General features: G+C 42.6%; 11 protein-coding genes and 1 pseudogene. 6 read left to right on the top strand and 6 right to left on the bottom strand.

What is annotated here, in order from left to right; genetic code table 11:
- Nucleotides 1-90: 90 nt before the first annotated feature.
- The 3 genes from J4856_RS00700 (at nt 91) to J4856_RS00690 (ending at nt 5,485) form a co-directional block, all read left to right on the top strand.
- A complete protein-coding gene (locus J4856_RS00700) occupies nt 91-2,646 on the top strand; it encodes a C10 family peptidase (protein WP_025839828.1) in 2,556 nt (851 codons plus the stop codon).
- Nucleotides 2,647-2,907: 261 nt separating this feature from the next.
- Complete coding sequence (locus J4856_RS00695) at nt 2,908-4,446, top strand: DUF438 domain-containing protein (RefSeq protein ID WP_025839829.1); 1,539 nt, start codon at nt 2,908-2,910, stop codon at nt 4,444-4,446.
- 436 nt (nt 4,447-4,882) lie between these two features.
- Nucleotides 4,883-5,485: a DUF4738 domain-containing protein gene (locus J4856_RS00690; protein ID WP_025839830.1), complete on the top strand. Its 603-nt coding sequence runs from the start codon at nt 4,883-4,885 to the stop codon at nt 5,483-5,485.
- Between the two features lie 154 nt (nt 5,486-5,639).
- On the opposite strand, the gene aroB is transcribed toward J4856_RS00690, so the two are convergent.
- Entirely contained in the window at nt 5,640-6,686 is a 1,047-nt protein-coding gene (aroB, locus tag J4856_RS00685; RefSeq protein ID WP_025839831.1) for a 3-dehydroquinate synthase, read from the bottom strand.
- 334 nt (nt 6,687-7,020) lie between these two features.
- On the opposite strand from aroB, the gene J4856_RS00680 reads away from it, so the two are divergent.
- The 3 genes and pseudogenes from J4856_RS00680 to J4856_RS13420 all read left to right on the top strand — a co-directional run bounded on the left by J4856_RS00680 (nt 7,021) and on the right by J4856_RS13420 (nt 14,860).
- Nucleotides 7,021-9,996 carry a TonB-dependent receptor gene (locus J4856_RS00680; protein ID WP_065367995.1) on the top strand — a complete coding sequence of 992 codons (2,976 nt, stop codon included), beginning with the start codon at nt 7,021-7,023 and terminating at the stop codon, nt 9,994-9,996.
- A 265-nt stretch (nt 9,997-10,261) separates the two neighbouring features.
- Complete coding sequence (locus tag J4856_RS00675) at nt 10,262-11,677, top strand: carboxylesterase family protein (RefSeq protein WP_025839832.1); 1,416 nt, start codon at nt 10,262-10,264, stop codon at nt 11,675-11,677.
- Nucleotides 11,678-12,979: 1,302 nt separating this feature from the next.
- A pseudogene (locus J4856_RS13420) lies at nt 12,980-14,860 on the top strand (IS1634 family transposase).
- A gap of 646 nt (nt 14,861-15,506) precedes the next feature.
- Here the strand turns inward: J4856_RS13420 and J4856_RS00665 are convergent.
- The 5 genes from J4856_RS00665 to feoB form a co-directional block, all read right to left on the bottom strand.
- Nucleotides 15,507-16,787: a DUF4302 domain-containing protein gene (locus J4856_RS00665; protein ID WP_025839594.1), complete on the bottom strand. Its 1,281-nt coding sequence runs from the start codon at nt 16,785-16,787 to the stop codon at nt 15,507-15,509.
- A gap of 10 nt (nt 16,788-16,797) precedes the next feature.
- A complete protein-coding gene (locus tag J4856_RS00660) occupies nt 16,798-17,733 on the bottom strand; it encodes a zinc-binding metallopeptidase (protein ID WP_025839592.1) in 936 nt (311 codons plus the stop codon).
- Nucleotides 17,734-17,753: 20 nt separating this feature from the next.
- Complete coding sequence (locus tag J4856_RS00655; protein ID WP_065368078.1) at nt 17,754-19,316, bottom strand: RagB/SusD family nutrient uptake outer membrane protein; 1,563 nt, start codon at nt 19,314-19,316, stop codon at nt 17,754-17,756.
- A gap of 30 nt (nt 19,317-19,346) precedes the next feature.
- Nucleotides 19,347-22,655 carry a SusC/RagA family TonB-linked outer membrane protein gene (locus tag J4856_RS00650; RefSeq protein WP_065367994.1) on the bottom strand — a complete coding sequence of 1,103 codons (3,309 nt, stop codon included), beginning with the start codon at nt 22,653-22,655 and terminating at the stop codon, nt 19,347-19,349.
- Nucleotides 22,656-23,597: 942 nt separating this feature from the next.
- Complete coding sequence (gene feoB, locus J4856_RS00645; protein ID WP_065367993.1) at nt 23,598-26,075, bottom strand: ferrous iron transport protein B; 2,478 nt, start codon at nt 26,073-26,075, stop codon at nt 23,598-23,600.
- Nucleotides 26,076-26,270 lie beyond the last annotated feature (195 nt).

Here is a 26,270-nt window from a genome sequence, read left to right as displayed (position 1 = left end):
AGTGGAAAACTGGTCTCGTCACAAGATAAAGTAAATCTCTCGATATACTGATGACGTAAAGCCAGCATAAACCAATAATCTATCATTTTTATGACTTTCAAAAAACGATTATTCCTAGCACTGCTATTTACATTCATAGCAGCACTAACGATAACGGCAGCACCTAGATCAAAAGCAGTGATCAGAGCTGTAGCAGCCAAGTTCTTCAAACAAACTCCATCATTATCGATGGCAAGTGCAAACACGGGAGAGCCCAGAGCCCTCCTCGCAAACAAAGCTTTTACAGTCATGGGGTATGACAATGGTGGTTTCGTCATTGTTAGTAACGACGATCTCCTACCGGACATCATTGGCTATTCAAGTTCTACATTCGACAAACAAACAAACAATGATGGCTTAAAGTGGCATCTAGCAGCTGCAGAAGAAGCTATCAATGGCGTGGTAAAGTCAGGCAAGCCACGTACTATGATTGCCCCTGACCAAAGTAAGTATGAAGCTAAAATCCCTTCATTAATTTCTTCTCAATGGGGACAAGAGAGACCTTACAACAACCTCTGTCCTGAAGGAACAACGTCAGGTACTGGCACATGGCAGGGCTATGGTAGTACAGGACGTACCGTAACAGGTTGTGTTGCCACCGCTTTGGCACAGATTGTGTATTATAACAAGTGGCCAGAGAAAGGTATTGGGACCCATTCTGTTTACGTAAAACAAGCTGATGGCACAAAGAAACTAGTGACCGTCAACTATGAAGAGAGTTTTTATGACTATGCAAACATGCTTGATAGTTACAAAGGACGCTACACAAAGGAACAAGGCAATGCTGTTGCTAGGTTGATGCTGGATTGTGGTGTTGCTGCCGACATGAACTATGCTACGGATGGATCAGGAGCCTACACCGAGAATGCGGCTCAAGGACTCAGACGAAACTTTGGCTATCCAGAGACGACTCAGATGTTGATACGCCGTAAATACACTGAAGAAGCATGGATGGACATCATATATAATGAGATCAATGAGCGTCGTGCTATCTTCTATGGAGGTAATGACAAAAAGAATGGTGGACACGCCTTCGTTCTCAGTGGATATGATGAGACAGGTAAGGTTTGGATCAACTGGGGATGGGAAGGTTCTGGAGATGGATACTATGACATTGCCCTACTCAACCCTAAGTCGTATCAATTCTCTGAACACCAAGATATGATTATCGGTATTGAGGGAGAGAAAACAACTCCTCTTGAGGAGACTGTCAACGTCGAAAAACCTGGAACACTCAATGAACTCATTGTTGACTCTATAAAGAGTAAAATAACATCATTGAAAGTCAATGGAAAAATTAACTCAACCGACCTCCGCACTATCCGTCAAATGGCAGGTAACAACCCTGACGGAACTGTCCAGCGCAGCATACTTACCTCACTCGACCTTGGCGATGCTGTTATCGTAAGTGGCGGTGAGCCTTATCTTGCTGATGAAAAGCGTCAGCTGACAACAACTGACAATGAGATTCCTGAGCGTGCCTTCTTCAATTGTAGGTCAATTCGTAATCTTATCCTGCCGAAGACAATCACTGCTATCGGTGATGGTGCGTTTGGAAGAGTACTTCGACTCGAAGAAATAAGTATTCCAACAGGTGATGACAAGAACTATGTCTTTGATGGTCATGCCTTGATGACAAAGGATTCAAAGGAACTTATCGCCGTTTTACCAAACAACAAGGGCAACTACAATGTAGCAAAGGGCATCACGAAGATTCACAACTATGGCTTCTCTGGATGTAGTAGATTATCAACGATTAGTCTCCCTAACACCATTACAGCCATTGGCGATGAGGTCTTCTCTAGTAATAACGCTCTCGGTGTTATCCGTCTCTATGCAAAAGTAGTTCCATCATTAGGACGCAATGCCTTTACCGACATCAACAAGAGTGAAATAAAGCTCCAGATTCCTTCTGGAACGAAAAACCTCTATAAGCGCAATGCGCAGTGGAAGAATTTCGACATTGTAGAGTTTGGTACAACCATTAAGGCTCGTAATGTAATTCGTACATACGGAAGCGAGAATCCACAACTTGGTTGGCAACTCAAGGGCGATTATGTTGAAGGTACGCCGGAACTATCATGCGAGGCTACAAAGACATCGCCTGTAGGTAAGTATGCCATTGTCGTAACACGAGGAACAATAACCGAAGAACAGGTAGAATTTGCCAATGGTTATCTTATCGTAAACAAAGCAACGGCAAAGATGCATGCAAAAGATGTGACCATCGAGGTTGGACAGACTCCTTCATTCGAATATACTATTGATAGTTTACAGAATGATGAGACGTCAATCACACTGGCGAAAGAGCCTACCTTCATTATCACAGATAAGGATGGCAAAAAGGTTACTGATTACAACGTGCCTGGTACATATACGATTACAGTGAGCAATGCTGAAGCTAAGAACTATAAGTTCGACTATTCAACTGCGGTCCTAACCATTAAATCTGCAGCGAATGGCATTAACACATTAGAAAAAGCTGACACAGCCACCTTCGACGTTTATAGTCTGAATGGTACTTGTGTAGCCAAAGGTATTTCAAGCCTAAAAGGCCTTGCCAAGGGCGTTTACCTCGTCAATGGTAAGAAGCTGATAATTAAATAACTCAAACAATTAGGGGATGTGACAAATGATCACATCCCCATTTTTTTGAAACTTTGAGCGTTAACGGCTCACTCTCGTCATATAGCCTTGATTCATCAACATAAAGTGATAGGATGGAAAACATTAATCAGACTAAACCATCACAGTAACATAAGTAACAAATTATCATTATTTAACTTTAATAGGTAACATTTGTTATCCTCCTATTTCCCAAGAACACAGTACCTTTGCATCAGAAATAATAAAATCAGTAACAAAGTTATGACAAATAAGATGAAAGACTTTCTCCCAGCAATCGAGATGGAGAAAATGCAGGCAATGCTTGAGCTTGAAGAAAAGTACGAAACAGGTCAGCTCTCACTAGAAGAGGCACGCGAAGTGATGAAGACAAAGGTTGGAAAGATTCGTCCTTATCACCTTGCTTTCATCGAACAAAATATGAAATCGCGCGAAGACGACGAGTGTATTCGTGCTGACATGCGCAAGATAATCGAACTCGTTGAAGGCTTTATGGATTACAGCCGTCCTGATGTTCCTGAAGACCATCCACTGGCACATTATTACAAGGAGAATGACGAGATGCGCCGACTGCTACTTGCAGTTGAAGACTTGATGCAATATCCTGTCATTAAGAATCAGTGGTTAGAACTCTATGACCAGATAAGTCAATATCCTATCCACTACCAGCGTAAGCAGAACCAGCTCTATCCACTTTTGGAGAAGAAAGGCTTTGACCGACCAACAACAACGATGTGGAACTTCGACGATATCGTTCGTGACAAGATTAAGGAGTCACAGCGTCTTCTTGAAGCTGGCGATGAAGAGGCTTTCATCAAAGCACAAGGCGAACTCATTGCCTATGCACGCGACCTGATGGAAAAAGAAGAGACCATTCTCTACCCTACTTCTTACGCTCTTATCTCTGCAGACGAGTTTGAGGATATGAAGTCAGGCGATCAAGAGATTGGTTTTGCCTTCTTCAAAGTGGATACTCCATCAACACCCAACAATCAACAATCAGCACCACAACAAGGATTTGCAGAAGACCTCCAAGCATTGCTCAGCAAGTATGGTTACTCAGCAGGGCCACAGCAGGAACTGGATGTGGCAACAGGTAAGCTGACCTTAGAGCAGATAAACCTTATCTATAAGCATCTGCCTGTTGACATCTCATTCGTAGATGAAAACGAGTTGGTGAAATTCTATTCTGATACCGACCATCGCGTCTTCCCACGCTCAAAGAATGTCATTGGCCGTCAGGTATCTAACTGCCATCCACGCAAGAGTGTTCATATCGTTGAGGAAATCGTTGAGAAGTTCCGCAGTGGCGAACAAGACAAGGCTGAGTTCTGGATTAACAAGCCAGAAGTGTTTATCTACATCGTCTATTTCGCAGTACGCGATGCACAGGGTCGCTTCCGTGGTGTCCTGGAGATGATGCAGGATTGTACACATATCCGTGAGTTGACAGGTTCGCAAACCTTACTAACTTGGGCAGGAAAAGATACGGAGGAGGCTAAAGACACCACGTCATCAGACAAAGAAGGCGAGGAGTCAACAGCTGCTCAATCAGATGCGCCAATAGAGATTACTCCTGATACCCGTCTGAAAGACCTCTTTACAGCCTATCCAAATCTGAAGAAGGAACTTGCTTCTCGCTATCCCTCTTTCAAGATGTTGAACACCCCATTGGGTAAGTTGATTCTTAAGAAGGCTACTGTTCGTACAGCTTCTGAGCGTTCAGGATTGGGCGAAGAGAATTTTATCAAGTTGATTAAGGAGTGTATTCAAGCTGATTAAGGAGCGTATATAAGAGGTCATCCCCTGAGAGCATCTTACGATACTTCCAAAAACAAATTACAATGTAACTTATTGATTTTCAAACAGAATCTCATAAGGATGCACACACGTGCATCCTTTTTTTATTATTACCATCGACTAAAAAACAACAAAGGCTTAATAGGCATCGTGCGGAGGCTCCGCACAGTCCGTGTGGGGCCTCCGCACCATCCGTGTTCATACCCCGCACCAATCTTATAGTTCTATCATCATGGGATTATAGCTTAACACTTTCGGTGCAAGTAGCTGTTGATATTTGCGAAGGGTTCTGTGTACAAATCTCATTTAATGCCCTGAGCCATGACTCTCATTGCGCCGCCGGCGAAACTATCTTTTAGACCACACATTTGCAGGGTTCAAAGAAAATCCGTACTTTTGCGTACAAGAATAACGTATTATGACAAGAAAAGTATTACATCTATTGGTTATAGGCTTGTGCGTTTTTGGTATCACAGCCTGCAAGCAAGAAAAGAAATCAAACGATATTATCACGAAGATAGCACCGAAACCAAAAGTGCCGAAAGGTCCACAATCAATGACTGAATTCAAATATGAAAAGAAGGTTGAATGGATGGGAAGCACTTACACGATTCGCATTCATCGTTTTGCAGATAAGTCGTTGACTGTCGTCAGTGATGAAGACGGACGTAAATACTACGATAATAAGTTTCAAGTGCAGATTCTCCGCCATGATGGCTCATCTTTCTATGACCGAACACTCACGAAGGATGATTTCAGAGAATTTACTGATAACCAATATGGTAAGAATGGCGCACTTCTTGGCTTCATGTTTGACCGTGCAGAAGGCGACAAACTTTACTTTGGTGCAAGTGTTGGCTCACCTGACCCTAAGAGCGATGAGTATGTTCCCTTGGATGTGACCATCGATAAGATGAGCCGTATGCGAATCAACAAGGCTACAGAACTTGATACTCCAAGCGACCAACCACAACAACAACCAAAGAGTGAGTTGGAGAAGGCAGAGGAAGAGGGAGTGTAGGGAAGCCTCCCCCAGCCCCTCCGAAAGGAGGGGAGCCCAAATAGATTAAAGTGGGGTATGATGAACTTGATAAATAGTTAAGGATAAGGGTCAAAGGTTTAACCCAAATCATAAAGTTCAAACCTCAAAGTTCAAACCTCAAAGTTCAAAGGGTTTACGCTTCCCTCACAAAATCAAGGGCTTCCTTAACTTCATCCTCACTAACAGACTGGTTGATACGGATATCACCCACACCACCTAAAAGCGTGACATTGATTTCATTACCACAATTCTTCTTGTCATGATGCATGAGATCAATGAGCCGTGGATAATCATTACATGTTATAGGTAATGTGCCATAATATTCACGAATGAAGTTGATGGTCTGGCGCATACGGTCGGTTGGAAAATCAGCCTTCACTACTGACAGATAAAGCTCAGCTATCAAGCCGAAGGCTACTGCATAACCATGAAGAATAGGACTCTTCTCTAATGCCCATGACTCAAACGCATGACCGAAGGTATGACCGAGGTTCAATGCCTTCCTCAAACCTTTTTCATACGGGTCTGCCTCTACAATACGTTCCTTTATCTTCACACTCTTGCCAAGCATTCCACTCAACTGCTGTAAATCTGGCTGAGCAAGATTAAAGTTTATCAACTCTGCCCACATGGCTTCATCAGCGATCAATCCATGCTTCAACATCTCTGCATAACCGCTGCGTATGTTTTCATCATCTAAGGTTTTAAGCCATTCAGTGTTCAGCAGGACTGCATCCGCCTCACTAAACACGCCAATTTCATTCTTCAATCCACCAAAGTTCACACCCGTCTTACCGCCCACACTGGCATCTACCATCGCAAGCAACGTCGTTGGGATATTAATAAAGTTGATACCCCGCTTGAAAGTTGAAGCCGCAAAACCACCGAGGTCGGTCACCATCCCCCCCCCAAGGTTTATCAACAGTGAGTGGCGCGTAGCACCTCCCTGCTGCAATGCTTCCCATACAGAAGCCAACGTTTCAAGCGTTTTACTACTATCAGTCGTGCCAATCGTAATCACTTGTGCATTTCTCAGACAGAAGTCATCCTTGATAAGATTCCAGCACTTCTCGTGTGTCGTTTCATCAACGAGTACAAAAATCTTATCCTTCTCACATTCCGAGATGGCTGTAGCCAATTCACTCTTGAACTGTTTTGATATAATAATATTCTGTCTCATAGGCTTTCCCTCTTTAAAGTTCAATACAAAAATACGCCTTTTCTTTCTACACAAACATAAAAACACATAGTTATTTCACACACTTTAATAGTCAGACCAATGTTTTTGCGCACTTCACTCCAGCCATGTGCAATGTTTGCAAGTTGTTTACTATCAAATAACTTCTGCACCACAAAAGGACAAAGAATATTCCTCCTTAGACTCCAAATCCCTCTTACATATAAGCACCTTAAAATATTTTCTCAATAAAATATTAACCTGCATTAAACCTTTTCACTTTCTCTTCGTCATACATATCGTTCAACGACAAGATTTAGAAATTAACAATAAACTTATGGTAAAAAGACTGTTGACATTTGTTCTTTTGCTGACCAGTGCTGTTACAATGCTGGCACAGAACAGAACCGTTACGGGAACGCTCTATGATGCAGAACTAAAGGAGAAAGTGCCATTTGCTGTTGTTCAGCTGTTGAAGCAGGACAGTAGCTATGTTGTTGGCGCAACGTCAGATGAAGCGGGAAGCTTTAAGGTTACCGCTCCTACAAACGGCCGATTTATTTTGAAAGCATCATATGTTGGTTACAAGACTATTTTTCAAAACATCACGATTGCCAATGAGCAAGACGTCTCAGTAGGTCAGTTAGAATTCCAAGTGGATTCTCATACACTGAAAGAGGTAAAAGTTACGGCAAGTGCGCCGAAAGTTGTCGTGAAGGCAGACACCTTTCAGTATAATGCTTCGGCTTATCGCGTGCCAGAAGGTTCAACCATTGAAGCCCTTGTGAAGCGATTGCCTGGTGCGGAAGTGTCAAGCGACGGAACGATAAAAATCAATGGTAAGGAAGTTAAGAAGATTCTTGTTGATGGAAAAGAATTCATGGTGGGCGATACCAAGACTGCTATGAAGAATCTCCCAACGTCAATCGTGCAGACCATCAAGTCTTACGACCAGAAGAGCGACTTGACGCGTGTGACGGGTATAGATGATGGCAACGAGTCAACCGTACTCGACTTTGGCATCAAGGCGGGAATGAACAAGGGTTTATTCTCAAACATTGACTTGGGTATCGGAACAAAGGGCCGCTACTCTGAGAAGGCAATGGGTGCCTTCTTCAATAGTAAATTCCGCATGATGGGCTTTGCCTCAGCCAATAATGTCAACGACATGGGCTTCGGTGGTGGTCCACGTGGTGGCTTCGGTGGCGTACGACAGGGTTTGAACGCAACGAAGATGGTAGGTTTGAACATGAATTATGACAACGGGACAACGTTGCAATGGGATGGTAGTGTGCGTTGGAACCACTCTAATGGCGACTTGAACTCACGCGTGTCAAGCGAAAACTTCGTAGCACAACAGGGTTCGTTTGCAAATCGACTGGCACAAGAATACACGAGGACAAACTCTTGGGATGGTCGTTTCCGCTTAGAGTGGCGTCCTGACTCGGTGTGGAATATCATGTTCCGTCCGAACTTCAGACTTTCAAAGAACGATGGACAAGTCGTTAGTTCATCTGCTTCCTATAACGCTGACCCTTACGAAACTGTTGACGACCCTTTGTCAACAACCTCTATCGCACAGCTGAAAGCATTAGGGTTAATGGTGAATACACAACGTAACATGACCATCAGCTATGGCAACACCACTGCTTTGGGTGCTATGTTACAGGTAAATCGCAAGCTCTCCAGCAACGGACGAAATGTTACCTTACGTGTAGATGGCAACTATAGCGACTCCGATTCAAAGACATTCTCAACACAAGACATTCAGTATTTCCAATTACGGGATGCACTCGGGAACGACTCTACTTATAGGGCTTATCGTTACAACCTCATGCCAACAAAGAGCTGGGACTATGCTTTGCAGGCAACTTACAGCGAACCGATTGCTCGCAAAACTTATCTGCAATTCAGCTATCAGTTTAAGTATGGCTTCTCAAAGAGCGATCGTGACACCTACGACCTCTCTGCAATGCCATCAGGAACCTTCGGTAGTCTGCAACCAGCTTACCGCTCATGGGATAACTACCTCGGGTTGTTGACAAATCCTTTGGCAAGTTACCTCGATAATAACTTGAGTCGTTACTCTGAGTATCGCACTTATACACACGACATGCAGGTAATGATGCGAATGATTCGTGACAAGTGGAAGATGAACGTGGGTGTAATGTTCCAACCACAGCACTCTACCTATATGCAGGATTATCTCAGTGTTCATGTTGACACGACACGTACTGTCTTCAACTGGAGTCCTACCTTCGACTTCCGCTATAAGTTTAGCGAACAAAGCAATCTGCGTATCAATTATAAGGGTTCGATAACTCAGCCTACGATGAGTCAGTTGCTAAGTATTGTCGATAACACTGACCCACAGAACATCGCAGTTGGTAACCCAGGTCTGAAGCCGGCCTTCACCAATAACTTCCGTTTGTTCTATAATACCTTTAAGCAGAGTCACTCACAAGCATTGATGACTTTTGCAAACTTCTCAACGACACGAAATGCTATCGGCAATAGTGTGACCTACGACGCTACTACCGGCGCACGTACCGTACAACCAGTGAATGTGAATGGTAACTGGGATGCCGATGCAGGATTGATGTACAATACAAGTATCGACTCAGCCGGTGTGTGGAACCTCCATACTTTCACCCGTGCAAACTTCAACCGCTATGTCAGCTATCTGCAACTAAACAGAACAAGCAACTTAGAGAAGAATATAACAAAGTCATTGACCTTTGGAGAACGACTTGCTGCCAGCTATCGTACTTCTTGGTTAGAGCTCGAGTTGGATGGTTCTGTTGACTACACAAACACAAAAAACAACCTGCAGAGTGTTAACAACCTGCGTACTTGGCAGTTTGCATACGGTGGAACACTGAGTCTTAACCTTCCTTGGAACATGAGTATCTCCACGGACCTTCACCAGAACAGCCGTCGTGGATATAATGATGCCGCTCTGAATACGGACGAACTACTTTGGAATGCGCAAATCTCACAGAGTATGTTGAAGAGTAACGCACTGACATTCAGTTTGCAGTTCTATGACATCTTACATCAACAGAGCAATCTCTCACGTGTCATCAACTCAATGAGTCGTACAGACACAGAATACAATAGCATCAACAGCTATATTATGCTGCGTGCCACTTATCGCCTGAATCTCTTTGGTGGTAAGAATGCTATGTCAAAGCCAAAGGATGGTCCTGACTTCGACCGCAATGGGCCTGGAATGGCTCCACGTCCAGATGGAAAGAAAGGCTTTGGCGGTGGACGTCCTTTAGGTCCTCCACCATCAGGCGGTGGATTCTAATAAAGCCTCACCCCCAGCCCCTCTCCGAATGGAGAGGGGAGTGATTACCGTGATATCCCTATAAAAGATATTAAAATGTATTATACAAATCTATAATACCAATCCATCTTGTAGGGTATATCGGTGACTACTCCCCTCTCCATTCGGAGAGGGGTTGGGGGTGAGGCTCTTGCACAATTCTCTAAAAATGCTTACCTTTGTCTGCAAAACTAAATCATTTAAAGGATTAAACCCAACAAATAGATTAAAGACACAAAGACAAACAATGAAGCATATCAACAACTTTATCGTAACTGTGAGTTTAACGCTCGCACTCTCTACTATTGCTGACAATGTGCATGCACAGGGAAGTAATATGCAAGAGAAAGTGAAAAACTACTTTCTTCAAACGCTTAAAATGAAGCAGAATGAGGAGCAGCAGAGCAAAGATGCCTTTCAACGTAACAAGATTTATACTACAGATATACAACAACTGATAAAACGCAAAGATATTGCTCAAAACCAAAAGATGGTATGGGCGGCATGGTGTGACGCGAATCGTGAGTTGAATGAACAGAAACTTGCGAAGCCTGAAGACCTACAGAAGGGCGTAAAAGCTTCGTGGAATTTACCTGAAGCATTGGAAAAGGATGCCGTCATGCCTTACTACTATGGTTTAAAGGGAAGCGCAGCAGGAAAACTTCCGTTGTTCCTTTACTTGCATGGCTCAGGTCCTAAAGCACAAGAATGGTCCACTGGGCTTATCTTAGGCAACAGATTTCAAGATGATCCTTCACTCTATTTCATTCCGCAAATTCCTAACGAAGGCGATTACTATCGTTGGTGGCAGGTAGCTAAGCAGTTTGCTTGGGAGAAACTCATTCGTCAAGCCTGTGTCGATGGTAAGGTGGATGCCAACCGCATCTACATCTTTGGAATATCAGAAGGTGGCTATGGCAGTCAACGTCTTGCCTCGTTCTATGCTGATTATTGGGCAGCTGCGGGTCCAATGGCGGGTGGCGAACCATTGAAAAATGCACCCGTTGAGAACTGTGCCAACATTGGTTTTTCATTCCTTACAGGCGCTGACGATACAGGTTTCTATCGCAACACCTTGACCTATTACACGCAAGTGGCTTTCGACTCGGCACAACTCGCACGCCCTCTCGATGCCGACAAGCATCCACTCTTCCAGCACCGTATTAACCTCCTGCCAGGTATGCAGCATCATATTAAATATGACCTCACTACCCCATGGCTGAAAAAGTTCGTCCGCAACCCATATCCTAAGACTGTGCTCTGGGAAGATTATGAGATGGATGGTCGTCATCGCTCGGGCTTCTACAACCTTCAAGTACTCACCTCTCCGTCTGAAAATCGCACTTTCTATGAAATGAATATCCATAACAACGTAGTAACGATTAATATTAAAGAGGTGGAATATACCGCTGTTGAGAAGGACAAAAACTGGGGAATCGAAATGAGGTTCAACCGTAGCTACAAGAAAGCCAAGGGCGGACAACTGCGTATCTATCTGAACAACGAACTTATAGACTTAAACAAACCAGTGACTGTCATCGTAAATGGCAAGGAACGCCTTCGTAAAAACGTTCAAGCAAACCTTCGTGACATGATTAACAGCTGTACCGAATACTTCGACCCCTACAGAGTTTACCCTACTTCCATTGATATCAGTTATTAATCTCACAATAGCAGATAGAGAACCTTCACACCCGCTATTTTGTAATAATAATTCATAAGCTAAATTTTCATTGATGCCCTTTTAGCTTGCAATGAACGCCCTCCAAGCTTGCAAAAGGTGCCCTTCAAGGACCTAACTAACGCCCTTTTAGGTCCTTGAAGAGCACCTTTTAGAACACACCTCATAACCACTTCATTATCACAAACTTACAAAGGCGTGAAATTTAGTCATTTTCACGCCTATTATAACAATGCAAGTAGTTATATTGTAAAGATAATTCATAAATAACAGGTGTAAAATATTCGCGAAGAGAAGAAGTTTATAACAATTAGCTGTTTTAGTTTTCCCAGACAACTCATAAATCTAAGTTCCTATCACTCCTATCATTTATCAAAGGCGATTAACCTGTTATAATTCAGAAAGATGCATGAAATATTAAAAATGACAGCAACTTAAAAGGCTCTATAACGAATCGTGTGGTTAATTCGTCATAGAGCCTAAAATATTGTTGAAAGGTATAGCCTCCAACTAGACACAATTCCAGATTGACCTTCATTTTAATATGCTTAACTCACATTAAATCCCTACCCATCCATATACTGCAATGGTGTTAACCCTTCGCACATGTGGTGCATACCATCCGCACCACATGTGCTAAGCACCAGCACCACACGTGCAGAATATCAACACACAACCTACACGATTCGTTATAGAGCCAACTTTTCCAAGAAAAAGAATCCAGTTTTTGGATGCTCTTGGCAGGTTCAGGAGTGAATTAACTGAAATTCCCTAATTACTCCTTATGGGGGTACAAAATTAAATAATATTTATAAAAGCAACAATCTTTTAGTGTTATAAATTACACTTCCACTTAAAATAAGGCTTATTTATTACTATTTTATACATAAATAATACACAAAACATCTATATTTATTAAATCCAAGAAGAGTGATTACAGAGATACTCTAATAGGTTAGGGGGGAATCCTCTACAGTCTTAAGCAAATTGTTTCCTGCCCCCCAACTTCGCAGGAGGGGTGTGGAATCTATTTCATAATTACTAAATCGTGCAGTTGCACGATATAAAATACGCCATTGAAAAATCTGTTCCAATATCATTCTGTCTTAGAAAAAGTTTAACCCAAGTTTAACCGGCAAAAATATTTTTCATAAATTTTCGGGATGTTTTGTGTAGTATCAATTTCATAAATAACTGATAATCAAGCATAGGGTATTGTAACGAGGAGTAAAATCTGATTTGTAGGACACCGTCATATCAAAATTATTTTGTTACTTTGCACTCATGCACGCAAATGTACAGACACGATTCAACCCTGCAACAGGCGACATGGCTCCTTATTATCGCATTAAGGAGTCATATCGTGACGTGCAGGGTCATGTACATTCGCTAATTCTGTTGAACATCGGGTTCGAGCCTTCACTTACAGCCGTACAGGTTCGAAAAATTGCATACGCACTTACCGAACGCTTCAAAAACAGAAGTACACCCTCGCTTTTCAAGGAACATCTTGACGGACTTACTCCTATTGAACAGGTAAAGGCTGACGAATGGTGGAGCCGTATGGAGAACGAAGGTGGAATTGATAGGTTTAACAAGGAAGAGCAGAAGTCGCTGAGAAAATATGAGAACTACGTTGACCTTGAGACGGCAAAATATACTGACGCAAGGAATGTCGGTGCTGAGTGGCTCTGCAAGCAGACGATAGACAAACTGCAATTAGAGGGTTTCCTGCGCAAAAACGGCTGGACGGAGAATACAATACACACAGCTTTGTCAGCATTGATTGTTCGCACAGTATATGCTGTTTCTGAACGTTCGTCTTATTATTATTTGCGTGATAACTCGGCTGCTGGTGAACTTTATAGTGGAGTTCCTGGCTGGACACCAGGAATCAATTCTCTGTATAAAGTCACTGACAAATTATATGAACTAAAGGAACAGTTAGAGCGTCATCTGTGCAACGTTACTGACGATCTCTTTAATATAGACAACAAGTTGATGCTCTTCGACTTAACCAACTTCTATTTCGAGGGCAGCAAGCGTAACAGCAACAAGGCCAAGTTCGGCCGATCAAAAGAAAAACGCTCTGACTGTAAGCTACTTGTACTTGCACTATGTATCAATAAAGAAGGTTTTATACGTTATTCTTCTATCTTGGAGGGTAATACAGCAGACCCTAAGTCTCTGCCCAATATGATTGATACGTTAGCAAAGAGGAATCCATCACGGACAAAAGATACGCTCGTTGTCATGGATGCAGGTGTTGCCACGGAAGAGAACTTGGAGCTGATCAAAAGAAAAGGTTACAATTATCTCTGCGTATCCCGTACAAAGATGAAGGACTATACGCTCAGTGATGATAACAAGAGTGTTACGGTAATGGATGCCCGTCGGCAGAAAATAACGCTGAAAGAGGTTAAGACAGAAGATGACAAGGATTATTATCTCGAAATAACATCTCCTTCGAAAGCTATGACAGAGTCGTCTATGAACAGGGTCTAGAGAGAGCGTTTTGAGATGGAACTGAAGAGAATAAACGATGGAATCTCCAAGAAAGGTGGAACAAAAACCTATGAAAAGGTTGTTGAACGTACAGGACGTGCCATACAGAAGTACCCATCTATAGCGAAGTTCTATCAGATAAGCTACATAAAAGATGAGAAGAAACCCAAGCAGATGCTGCGCGTAGACTGGGAGATAAAAGACCTCTCTGCAATGGAGTCCGGTCACGGAGTCTACTTCCTCCGCAGCAATATCAGGACACTTGATGAGCGTGTGACATGGGAATACTACAATCTCATTCGTGAGATAGAATGCACGAACAGGCAACTAAAGAATGACCTCAACCTCCGTCCTATCTATCATCAGAAAGATGAGCGAAGCGACGCACACCTCTTCTTCGGTTTATTAGCCTATTGGGTGGTAAACACCATCCGCTGTCAATTAAAACGAGAAGGAGAATCCTGTTACTGGACCGAGATTGTACGACGTATGAGCACCCAGAAGCTCGTCACAACAAAAGGGAAGAATCCATTAGGTGAGAACATCGAGATGCGCCAATGTAGTAGTCCTTCGAAGCAAGCAAAACAGATATACGATAAGTTGAACTTAAAACACTCACCATTCAAAAAGAATAAAATTTGTAGGACACAGAGCCCATAAGAAAAACGAGGAAAGTACGATGACTGCCAGGAATAGGCGAAAGTGGGGGTTAAACTTGGGTTAATTCTAATTTGCTGTCATTTTTAACATTTCACGTATCTTGCTGTATTATAATAGATTAAGTATCTACTGCGAATGACAGGAATGACAGGAAAATATGTTTATGAATTTATATAGAACAAAGTAGCTAATTGATTTAGATACTTTTCTGTTACTGCCGAAATATACAGAATGGGTTGTATCTCGTGAGTTCAGAACTTTAAAGAAATGGTACACGGAGATATGGTGAGTGCAGAGGTAAGCTCAGCATGGAGGTGCCTAAGGAACAATAAGCGACAGAGCCTTACCATAAAGGTCCCTGTATTCTTTGAGCCCAACTTTAGGTACTTCCGAAATATGAATGAGAAGTAATTCTCAGATATTATAGCACACAGAGAAAGGGTGCGTACAAAGGTAACCATTAACACCCGACACCTTTCACCCAACACCCGAAAAGAGCCATATCAAACACCTACAGGAGGTATTTAATATGGCTCTTATCACCATTTGTAACATATTCAGACTTAACTCGATGTACTCAAAATTAAAATGTACATGAATATAGACTGAAGGTGTTTATTTGTTTCGTTCTGTTATTAAAAACACATTAGAAATCAACACGCCAAACGCCTCTATCAAAGACGAAGCTAATGTTACTATTGCTATTACAGGTCATACGTAATGACGTAGGATGCTTAACATCGTTGATAGTCAACGTGTAAGTAGTAGGATTTCCGTCAACGAGGAAGGTATTAGCAATCTCGTTCAACTTGTAATTTGCATAATATAAGGCACCATTCTTCTCATCAGCACTACCCTTGACATTAGGTTTGAAACCCTTGATGGTAACTTGGTCAGTACCACTAGTAGTATAGAGTGTTCTTAAATCGCCCCAACCATTTGTCGCATACTCAGACAAACTTAAGAAGCCAGGCTTTGAACTAAAAAAGAATGTAGTATAAGGCATGTTCTGACTAGCTGCATAAGCAGCTGCCGTCTTCCAAATTGCCATTTCAGCAGCACTACTATGACCAACATTGATTGTCCAGTCATCAACGAACAATGCATCAATAGGAGCCATAGCACGAGGAGCCATTATGATAGTTTTATCACTCTCATCGAGCCATTTATCATCAGAAGAATAAGTAAATGAAGTGAGCTTCTTACCATTCAACTTTTTATCATTAAGGATAGTGATGCCCTTCGTTGTATAGATGAATGGAATGACAACTTCCTTACCCTCAGAATTCGTTGCATAAAGCGAATGGAACTTCATCTTAGCAGGAATAGTATCATTACCAATCACAATGTTATACTGTTCAGCATACATTGCGTTGATGGTAGATGTCAACTCAGTGAAGAAGTTATCCCATGTGATACTTTCAGGCATAGGCGTCATCACTACACGATCACCATGCTTGCGTCCCTCCAAGATAATACTATCCTTAGTACATGACATAACACGAAACTCAAAGTCACCTTCGAAGCCTTTTCCGTCCTTTCCAACCTTCACGCCGTTGAGATTACCAACAGGGTCAGAATACTTATGAAGAGCCGCATTGAAAGAGTCGAAAGAGAGCAACACACCCTGTCCCTGTGCCACACGATAGTGTGAAGTGCTAGTGACATGTTGCGTTTCCTCTTCGCAAGTAACATTATCTTTATCATCGAACTTACAGAGGATGTTATAACCTCCGAATCCGCCAGCGCCTTGATAATCCATCTTCCAGCCGTTTGGTGCAGCTACGAGAATATCCTTCGTCGTCTTGATAGCGTCGGCAATTCGTTCAGCCGATGGTTTGTCAAAAGCATTCTCCACCTCTGGCGTACATGAAGCCGCAAGGAAGAGCGCTGTCAAAGCAAACAAAATATGATGTATCTTTTTCATAATCTATAGCTTAATTTAATGTTTCCAAATCCAGTGTACTTACTTCGCCAGCACGACGCAACACGATGGTGCGGAGCTTATCGATGTCAACACCCCATGAGTCTTTGAGGTAATTACGAATGATACTCAACTTTGCAAGAATAGCTTTCTTACCGCTCTCATCTCCATTTGCAGCTGTCACGGCTTGCGCCAAACGCTTCTGCCACATTGCATCAGTATCTGTGACATAGCAAGAGAATACCTCTGCAAAGTCCTCATTATACTCGCTACTAGCATAACCCGTTACGAAGCCTTCTTTACCTGCATCCTCATCCTTTACGTTTACCCAGTCAGCAGTGTGGTATTTACCAGCTGAGATACCTCTAAACTCTGTAGAATAATCCTTCAACTGACTAAGAATGTGTGCAAACTCATGATGCATCGTATGGAAGTAAGCACGATTCAAGTCGAATGCATTAGAAGAACTATAAGGTGACGTCTGCTCAATGTAAAGATTCGTAGGATCAAGGTTATTTACCTGGAAGAGGTTTACACGAATACCGCCTTCAGCAAAACCGAGCACAATGGAACCATCTGCCTTATGCTGTGCAGAACCGATCAGCTGGAACTCGCGGAAACAATGCTCTTTAAGGAATTTCTCACCCATCAACTCAGTGTAGGCATCAAGCCATACGTGCTTGATAATCTTTGCCAATGCGATTGACTTCTTAATATCAGCAGGGCTGACATTATAGCCCATATCGCTATTCTGATCTACATAGAGATAATGGAATCTGATGTTATATGGGTCAGCAAAGTTCTTACGCAACCACTTATCGAAATCAGTTTTCTCAATTGTATCCTCTTTTTTAGGGAATATTGAATTAGCTGTATCTACATCATCATTTGAACATGCGACTGCCAAGACTACGACGACTGCCACAATCAAAAATCTTATTATTTTCATAATTATCTTCCTCCTCATGTTTAATTCTTACGTGGATTAGGCTCCAAACCAGACTCAATGACATCAGTTGGCAACTGCAATGCACCACGCAGGTCGCCTGATTCAAAGTAGAGAGGATTCTCACCATCAAGTAAGTGAGCAATCTTAATACCATAACGCTTGATGTCCATGAATCGAAGTCCTTGCTGACAAGTCTCGATACGACGCATCTGCAACAACACATACAGCAGCTGTGTCTGAGTATCATCAATCGTAAAGCCCTGTGGATGAAGTGCCTTCTTGAATCCTCTATCACTGTTTGATGTCAATTCTTCTGGCACCATGGCTACATTTTGCAAGAAGCTTTGTATTGAAGCAAGGGTCAATGTTGGTCTTGTAGCAGTACCTGCTGTTGGAGCACAATGCGCTGTTACCCAGACATTCATATCACTCAAGGCATCGTCGTACTTCTTCAACATGATATTAGCCTCTGCACGGACAAGGAGTGTTTCATCAGCTGTAAATACTGGATCAACAACACGAATGAAACCTCTACTCTTTGCTGCATCAAGATACTCCCACTCATCAGATAAACGAGGGTAAGCAATCTGCTGGCTGTTACCATAAAGCAGGTGAGACTCATAGAGCGTGTTGTCAACAGAGCCTGAGCCCCATGGCATAGAAGCCCAATAAAGCTCCTTCATGATGACATCAAAGCCTGAGTTATAACGCTTATAACCACCATAGTATGTGGCTGCACCGGCTGCAGAGACAGCTGTCTGAAGCATGAAGTTGGCATTCTCACTAGAACTAATATAATTATCGTGAATCTCCCAACGACCACCTGTTAGGCTCTTATAGCGTGACACCGTACGCATAAGCGATGCAGGCTGTGTTCCCAAAGCCTTAGTAGCATACTCTAACGCCTTATCCCACTTGTGATAATAAAGGTTGAAGCGAGCAGCGAAGGCGTAGGCAGCACGAACATTAAAGTGATACTTAGGAACTGACATATATTCTTCGCTCACATTAGGCAGTGCAGCTTCGATATCAGCGTTGATATTCTCATAAAGTTGGCGTAATGTTCCACGTGAGTTGACTGACACGTTTGCCTCTTTTGGATAAGGAAGACCAAGATAGGTATCAGCCTTAGCCTCATCGTAAGCCATGCAGAACGCATTTGACAATTGGAAGATAGCCCATGCACGGCAGAGTAAAGCCTCAGCCTTTACAGCATTAACATTTCCTTCAGTGATTTTATCAAGACTTGCTAGTGCCTGATTGGCATTTCCAACAGCAAAGTAAGCTTTCCCCCACACATGGCGCGGGTCATCATTACCATTTGTGTTGACATCTTTCCAACGATAGAGCTGGTCTTGGTTTGTTCGATAAGAAAACATCTTACCATTATCCATTACGTTGTCACTACTCCACTCCATCATATAGACAGTAGAACCATCAGAGTAAGCAGAAGACAACAACTGTGTCACCTTTTCGAAGCTATTCACTTCGGCGCGATCATCAGGCAGCTTATCAAGAAACGTATCGCAGGATGCAAGGCTCAAAAGCCCCAATCCAAATAATAAAGCATTTATTTTTTTCATGATCATATTTCTTTATTGTTTTTGAATGTGTTAGATACCAAGACGCAGAGTCAGTGTAAACTGGCGAGGTACTGGTAAGGCAACACCACCTGAATTAAAGAATTCTGGATCCTGTCCGTTAAGTTTCTTATCAGAATAAATTAGGAAGAGGTTTGTTGCCTGCAACTTCAAACTCAATGAGTTTATTGAAAGATGTCTAATCATCTGTACAGGGAAATCATACCCTAGAGAGATTTCCTTCATTCGGATGAAATTACCATTTGCGATGCGTTCAGTTGAATAGTTGTAAGCATTGTATGCACGTCCCAAATAACCATTTTGCTGCATAGAACGCAAATCAGCAATAGCAGGTATGTTTGTGTGCAACTCATCGCCAGCTTTAGTCCAACGATTGCGGAACTCCTTTGGCATAGCAGTCATATCAGAATAACCTGTGCTGAAGAATGGGTCAAGGCGTACCTTATTACCAAAGGCATAGGTTGTAAAGATGCTTAAGTGCCATCCCTTATAAGTAAAGGTGTTACCAAATGAACCTGTTATAGTTGGATCTGTTGGTCCTTCATATACGAGGTGGTCGAGGACATAACTCTGGAAGTCAACATTACTAGTTGTCAAGTCACCATCCTGGTTGATAACCTGTGGAATACCATGGTCATTCAGTCCCTTATAGTCCCAAGAGAAGAGTGCGCGATAAGGATAGCCAACCATTGTAAAACCAGAGCCACTAACCATAGACATGATGCGTGAGCGGCTATCGAGGTCAGTAACACGTGTCTTCACGTGAGAGAAGATGAAGTCGGTTGACCACTGGAAGCTCTTGGTCACGATGTTCTTACTAGAGATAGTAAGCTCCTCACCATGTGACTTCATACTTGCAACGTTAGCATATTCAGTAATCGTACCCTTTGTACCGTTTGTTGTGCGAGGACCGATAAGGTCGTAGTTATTACGTGTGTACCAGTCGAACACAACGTTCAAACGATTATTTAGGAAGCCTAAGTCAACACCGAGGTTCAACTCATGCTTCTTCTCATAGGTAAGATCAGGGTTAGCAAAGTTTGAAATACCAAGTCCTGACTCTCTGTCAATGGCAAATGGACGCCAGATGTTTGTACTGCGGATGATTACCTGTGAGTTGGTAACGGCAGGTTTATCACCCGTCAGAGAGTAAGAGGCACGCATCGTTGCGTGAGTCATAGCAGTCTTGAACACCTTATGGAACCAAGGCTCCTCATGTGCATTCCACACACCTGACACGTTCCATGTAGGAAGCCAACGTGCAGTACGAGCCTTACCGAGGCGGTTACTACCTTCATAACGTGTTGTGAAGTTTACGGCGTAACGTCCTTTCCAAGAATAGTTAGCTGTACCGAAGAATGACACATCACGGCTATAGCTATTATAAAGGTCGTAATACATGTTATTATCTTCCTCTGCCTGCTTGAAGAAATGGTAATCATAATTAGCAAGGTAACCCATGCCATATTGCATACCAACACCACGGAAGAAGCTCTGTGTACGGTTAGTATTGTTGATTTCCATACCTCCATAGAGGTTTAAGATATGCTGATCGTTATATACATCATTATAGCTTGCAGTAGCACGGAAGTCCCAGCTGTTCATGCGATATTTCGTTTCATTATAGAAACCACCCTTTGGCAGAACAGAGAACTTCAAAGAGTTAGGCTGGTCTGGGTCAAGATAGAGCCAAGCGTTAGCATTACGAATTGTAGCATCATCCATTGCTCTATAAGCCATGGCCATATTTGACTGCTCACGAATCTGAGCTGCTTGAGAAGTAATAGAATACTTATAAGCACCCAATACAGAAAGCTGTACCTTCTTAATAGGTTTGTACTTTAACTCTGCTTGCATCTTCAAGTCAAGCACATCAAAGTCAATAAAGTTATTATTCAACTCATTGTGGATATTGAATGGAGCATAGTTACGGATATAGAACGTATTAGGATCCAACGCACGTGATGAGTTGATAGCGTAAGAGTAAGGGTTAATATCAAAGTTACGATTGACAGCACCCGATACAGCATCCACCTCCTGGTTCACAGAACCTGGTGCACGCTGCTTACGATAAGCCGTATTACCAATAAGGTTCAGTGTCACCTTTTTACCAATGTTATAGTTAGCATTGACAGAATAAGTCAAACGACGCACCTTGCTCTGTTCTGCCCATCCTGGGTCGTCCATGAAAGAGAAAGAGGTATAGTATTGTGCTTTATCTGTACCTGATGACATAGAGATAGAGTGGTTCGTAGAAACAGAATTCTTAAAGAGCTCTTCAAACCAATTAGTATTGCGCATCTCTGCTTCACGAAGATAGTCATTGATAGCCTCTTCATTGTTTGCAATACCGAAACGACCATTGGTAAGATCGTAGGTGTTAAGCAGGTTATACATCTTACCATAGATACCACTCGTAGCGGCACGCAGCGTACGAGAGAAAGAGAAGAGACCATCAGCCGCCATCTCCTTATAAACGCCCATCTGCTCCTGTGAGTTCATAATGTTGAACTGAGAGTAGCTTGGACGCAGACGCATCGTATATTCACCTGTATAACTGATGCGGTTGCTACCGGCCTTACCCTTCTTAGTTGTGACAACAATCACACCACCCATGGCACGCGCACCATAGATAGAGGTAGCAGAACCATCCTTCAGAATCTGGAAACTTTCAATGTCATCAGCGTTCAGACCTGCAATCGCTGAAGAAATCAATGTGGCAGCATCACCTGACGAGAGGTTATCAGCATCAACCTCTGCAACATCTTCCATGATAACACCATCCACAACCCACAACGGTTTAGATGAACCATAGATTGACGTAGCACCACGCACACGAATCTTTGGTGCAGTACCGAACGTACCTGATACGTTCTGAACACTCACACCGGCAGCACGACCTTCAAGCGAACGACTCACGTCTGCCATACCATCGAGCTTCGCTTTAGAAGCATCAAGCTTTGTGGCAGCACCTGAGAAGAGGCGTTTATCTTGCTGGGTCATACCCGTAACGACAACCTCATTGAGTTGATGGTTGTCATTTGCAAGACTTACCTTCATGCCATCCTTCGCAGCAACGGTTTGCGTGACCATACCAATGTAACTGACTACAAGTTTCTTTCCTGCAGGAACATCAAGTGTGAAATGACCATCGATATCAGTGACCGTACCTTTCGTAGTACCTTGTACCATGACCGACGCACCAATGATAGGTTCATTATCCACCTGAGAAAATACAGTACCATTGATTTTTGTCTGACCAATCGCTGTTCCTACTGACAGGATTAGCCCTAACAAAAAAAGAGCAAATCTTTTCTCCATAGACTTTTAGAATTAACTGGTTTTTATTATAGTATATTTAAATGACTTTTCCACTCGTCCTTAAATGGCTGAGCCTACGAAAAGCTAATTAGGGAGGCTACCCCCATCGGCTTATTCGCACAAGAATGGCATATTCTAAGTGATGATTAAAATTGATTGTTTAGGTTTTATTATATTTTTGCCATCATCATCGTTTGCAAAAATAATTAATATGTTGAAAAAAAACAAACTTTTTGGAAATAAAATACATCTCTTCCTCTTTTTTTTTCACAACCATCGTTTGTAATTATTCATCTAGATTGGGATAAAATTGTGTAACTATCTATTTTTTAGTCAATTTGCGAACGTCTTACGATAGTTGTCCTATCACAAAGAAATTGATTCGCTACATCGCGTGTTGTGAACTTTTATTTGTATTCTCAAACGTTTTGAGGAATAAAATGAGTTTTTATGATGTATCGTGTGGGGTGATATAAGCATAGATTAAAATCAATTATCGTACGCATATACCTTATTTATTTGTTCTGTTTAGTCCTGTCGTTTCATAGTCAGAAGTTTTTAAGCAAAACAAAAAACGAATACCCACACGAAAGGGTACAGGGCGGTTAAAATCTTCACACATACTCTATTTGTGACTTGCTTAACATCATTTGCTTTTGTGATGTTATTCTGCACATGTTGTGCGGAGGCCTAGCACCAATGATGCTAAGGCTGAACACCAATGGTGCGGAGGGTAAGCACCAAATAAGTTGAGCGTTATATCTACAATGCTCTTTGGTTGAATGGAGGAATGAGGATACTGGTTGAGAAAAACGTTGTAGTTCTAAGTTAATAAAGAGGTGTGGTTGTTGGATAGAAAAGTAAGCTACTAAACAAAATGTAGGGATGCAGCTTTGCACCCCTACATGAGAATTTATATCTAAAGCATTATAACTTTATGTTTCAAAGAAATAATAATCCTACTTGGAAGACAACAGCACTAACAATCCAAGCTAAGGCCGTTGTGTAACCTGCAGCAAAGAGTGCCCATCCCCAACTGCCTGTCTCACCCTTAATAGCGGCTATCGTAGCAATGCAAGGGAAATAAAGTAACACAAAGAGTAAGAACGCAAAGGCAGTCAGTGTAGCGATAGGCTCCGCCTTCTCATAGCTCACCCCATGCATGGTTGCCACGTCCTTTGTTATCAACTTATGTAGTCGTGAGTATTTCCCTGCCTCACTGCTATAACCATTGTCATCAGAAAAGCTGTCATCACCTGCATAAAGCACACCCATCGTTGATGCCACAATCTCTTTGGCACCCATTCCTGAAAGCAAGCCTACATCCAACTTCCAACTGAAGCCTTGCGGACGGAACACTGGCTCAATGGCCTTACCAATCCTGCCGATATAACTTTGTTCCTGTCGGGTTTGCTTGTCCATCTTTGGATTGTCCGGCAATGGGAAATAGCCCAGTGCCCACACGATGATAGATGCAACGAGGATGATACCTCCCATCTTCTTCAGATACTGCTTACCTTTCTCCCATGTGTGGCGACCTATCGCCTTCCACGTTGGGAAACGATAAGGTGGTAGTTCCATCACAAATGGTGTGTCTTCTCCTTTGACAACAAAGGCTGAGAACAATCGACTCATTATCACTGCCGTCAACACACCTATTACATATAAGGAGAGCATGGCAAGCGAACGATACTTCAAGGCGAAGAAAGAACCCGTAATCATGATGTAAATTGGCAGACGAGCCGAACAGCTCATCAACGGAAGAATCAACATCGTAATCAGCCTACTCCGTCGGCTCTCTATCGTACGTGTGGACATCACTGCTGGCACATTACAACCGAAGCCCATGATGAGCGGGATAAAGGACTTTCCATGCAGTCCCATCTTGTGCATCAGACGGTCCATGATAAAGGCTGCACGCGACATATAGCCGCAATCTTCCATATAAGAGATAAAGAAATAAAGGATTAAAATCTGTGGCAAGAAGACGATAACGGCTCCTACTCCACCGATGACACCATCGACAAGCATATCCTTCACTGGTCCGTCAGGCATAGTCTTTGTGATAAACTCACCCAACCAGCCGACGCCAGCCTCTATCCAGTCCATTGGGTATTGTCCGATAACAAAGGTTGCGGTGAACATCACCAACAAGATTAAGAAGAAGATAGGGAAACCAAAATACTTATTCGTCAGTATATGGTCGATGGCGTGCGTAGTCTGGTAGGTATCTTTCTTATCTCCCGTTGAGAAATTCACTTCTTTCAGCGCACCATTAATGAAGCCATACTTGGCATCCATGATTGCTGTTTCACAGTCGTTGCCAGTCTCTTCCATAACGCGTGCTGCTGCGGTATCACGATGAGTGAATATCTCAGCTGAGTCGCCCAATGGCTTGACGAGTTCTTCTACATCCTTGTCATGCTCTAACAGCTTGATTGCAAGATAACGTGTTGAATAACGACGACAGACTTCAGGGTACTTCTTCAAATGTTCCTGCATCTCTTTAATACCATTCTCTATCTCATGTCCATGATTGATATGGATATGACGGAACTGCAACGATTCGTCTTCTTTTCCTTCGTAAACAGCGATAATCTGGCGGAAGAGTTCCTTTACGCCTCTACCCGTGGTAAACACCGTTGGCACCATGGGTAAGCCAAAGAGTTCAGAGAGCTTCGGCACCTCGATATGGTCGCCACGCTGTTCGGTCTCATCAAACATATTGAGGGCACAAACCATACGGACGTGCATATCTATCAACTGTGTTGTCAGATAGAGGTTGCGCTCAAGGTTGGATGCGTCTATCACGTTAATAACAACATCTGGCGTATGATCTACCAACTGCTTACGAACATAGAGTTCTTCCGGACTGTAGGCAGAAAGACTATAAGTGCCGGGGAGATCAACGAGATTGAACACGTAGCCATCATATTCAGCATGTCCCACCTTCGCATCTACCGTCACACCTGAGTAGTTGCCTACGCGTTCGTGTGCACCAGAGGCAAAGTTGAAGAGTGATGTCTTACCACAGTTTGGGTTACCAACAAGTGCCACATTGATGGTGCGTTCTTTTCTGCGTGCTGTCTCTGAAAGATTGTCGGGTGTTAGTTCCTTATCCGTACTATCGTCAGCAACAGCATCTACTGTCGCATCAGCCTGATATTCCTTCTCGTTATCAGAGGTATGCGGTTTTCCTTCTGTCACCACTTCTATCTGGTCAGCCTCACTATGACGAAGACTAACCTCGTAACCCATTATCTTATATTTAACAGGATCTTGCAAGGGCGCATTAAGTAACACCTCAACACGCTTACCCTTAATGAATCCCATCTCTATGATTCGTTTCCGAAAACCACCGTGTCCTGATACCTTTACGATAACGCCGGTTTCACCGGTTTTTAATTCTGATAGCTTCATACTTTCTGTAATTCAAAATTCATAATTATGATTACTTCTATTTGCTGTATATATTACTGCAAGCAACTTGTTAACTCGTCAACTTGTTCACTTGTCAACTTGATAGACTTGTCTCTCCGACCATGTCTTAACAAACAAAGGTAATAAAAAAATGCAGAAATAAAAGCATTTACAATGTAAATACCTAATAATGGG

Origin of the sequence: Prevotella scopos JCM 17725, from assembly GCF_018127785.1 — a bacterium.
GTDB lineage: Bacteria > Bacteroidota > Bacteroidia > Bacteroidales > Bacteroidaceae > Prevotella > Prevotella scopos.
The sequence above is the reverse complement of the archived record's forward strand: the minus strand, read 5'-3'. Positions and strand labels throughout refer to the sequence as shown.

Bases quoted from the DNA above. Each gene is read 5' to 3' on its own strand.
- aroB (WP_025839831.1), bottom strand. From the start codon at position 6,686: ATGAGACAGAATATTATTATATCAAAACAGTTCAAGAGTGAATTGGCT.
- J4856_RS00650 (WP_065367994.1), bottom strand. From the start codon at position 22,655: ATGGAGAAAAGATTTGCTCTTTTTTTGTTAGGGCTAATCCTGTCAGTA.
- J4856_RS00675 (WP_025839832.1), top strand. From the start codon at position 10,262: ATGAAGCATATCAACAACTTTATCGTAACTGTGAGTTTAACGCTCGCA.
- J4856_RS00695 (WP_025839829.1), top strand. From the start codon at position 2,908: ATGACAAATAAGATGAAAGACTTTCTCCCAGCAATCGAGATGGAGAAA.
- J4856_RS00690 (WP_025839830.1), top strand. From the start codon at position 4,883: ATGACAAGAAAAGTATTACATCTATTGGTTATAGGCTTGTGCGTTTTT.
- J4856_RS00655 (WP_065368078.1), bottom strand. From the start codon at position 19,316: ATGAAAAAAATAAATGCTTTATTATTTGGATTGGGGCTTTTGAGCCTT.
- J4856_RS00700 (WP_025839828.1), top strand. From the start codon at position 91: ATGACTTTCAAAAAACGATTATTCCTAGCACTGCTATTTACATTCATA.
- J4856_RS00660 (WP_025839592.1), bottom strand. From the start codon at position 17,733: ATGAAAATAATAAGATTTTTGATTGTGGCAGTCGTCGTAGTCTTGGCA.
- feoB (WP_065367993.1), bottom strand. From the start codon at position 26,075: ATGAAGCTATCAGAATTAAAAACCGGTGAAACCGGCGTTATCGTAAAG.
- J4856_RS00680 (WP_065367995.1), top strand. From the start codon at position 7,021: ATGGTAAAAAGACTGTTGACATTTGTTCTTTTGCTGACCAGTGCTGTT.
- J4856_RS00665 (WP_025839594.1), bottom strand. From the start codon at position 16,787: ATGAAAAAGATACATCATATTTTGTTTGCTTTGACAGCGCTCTTCCTT.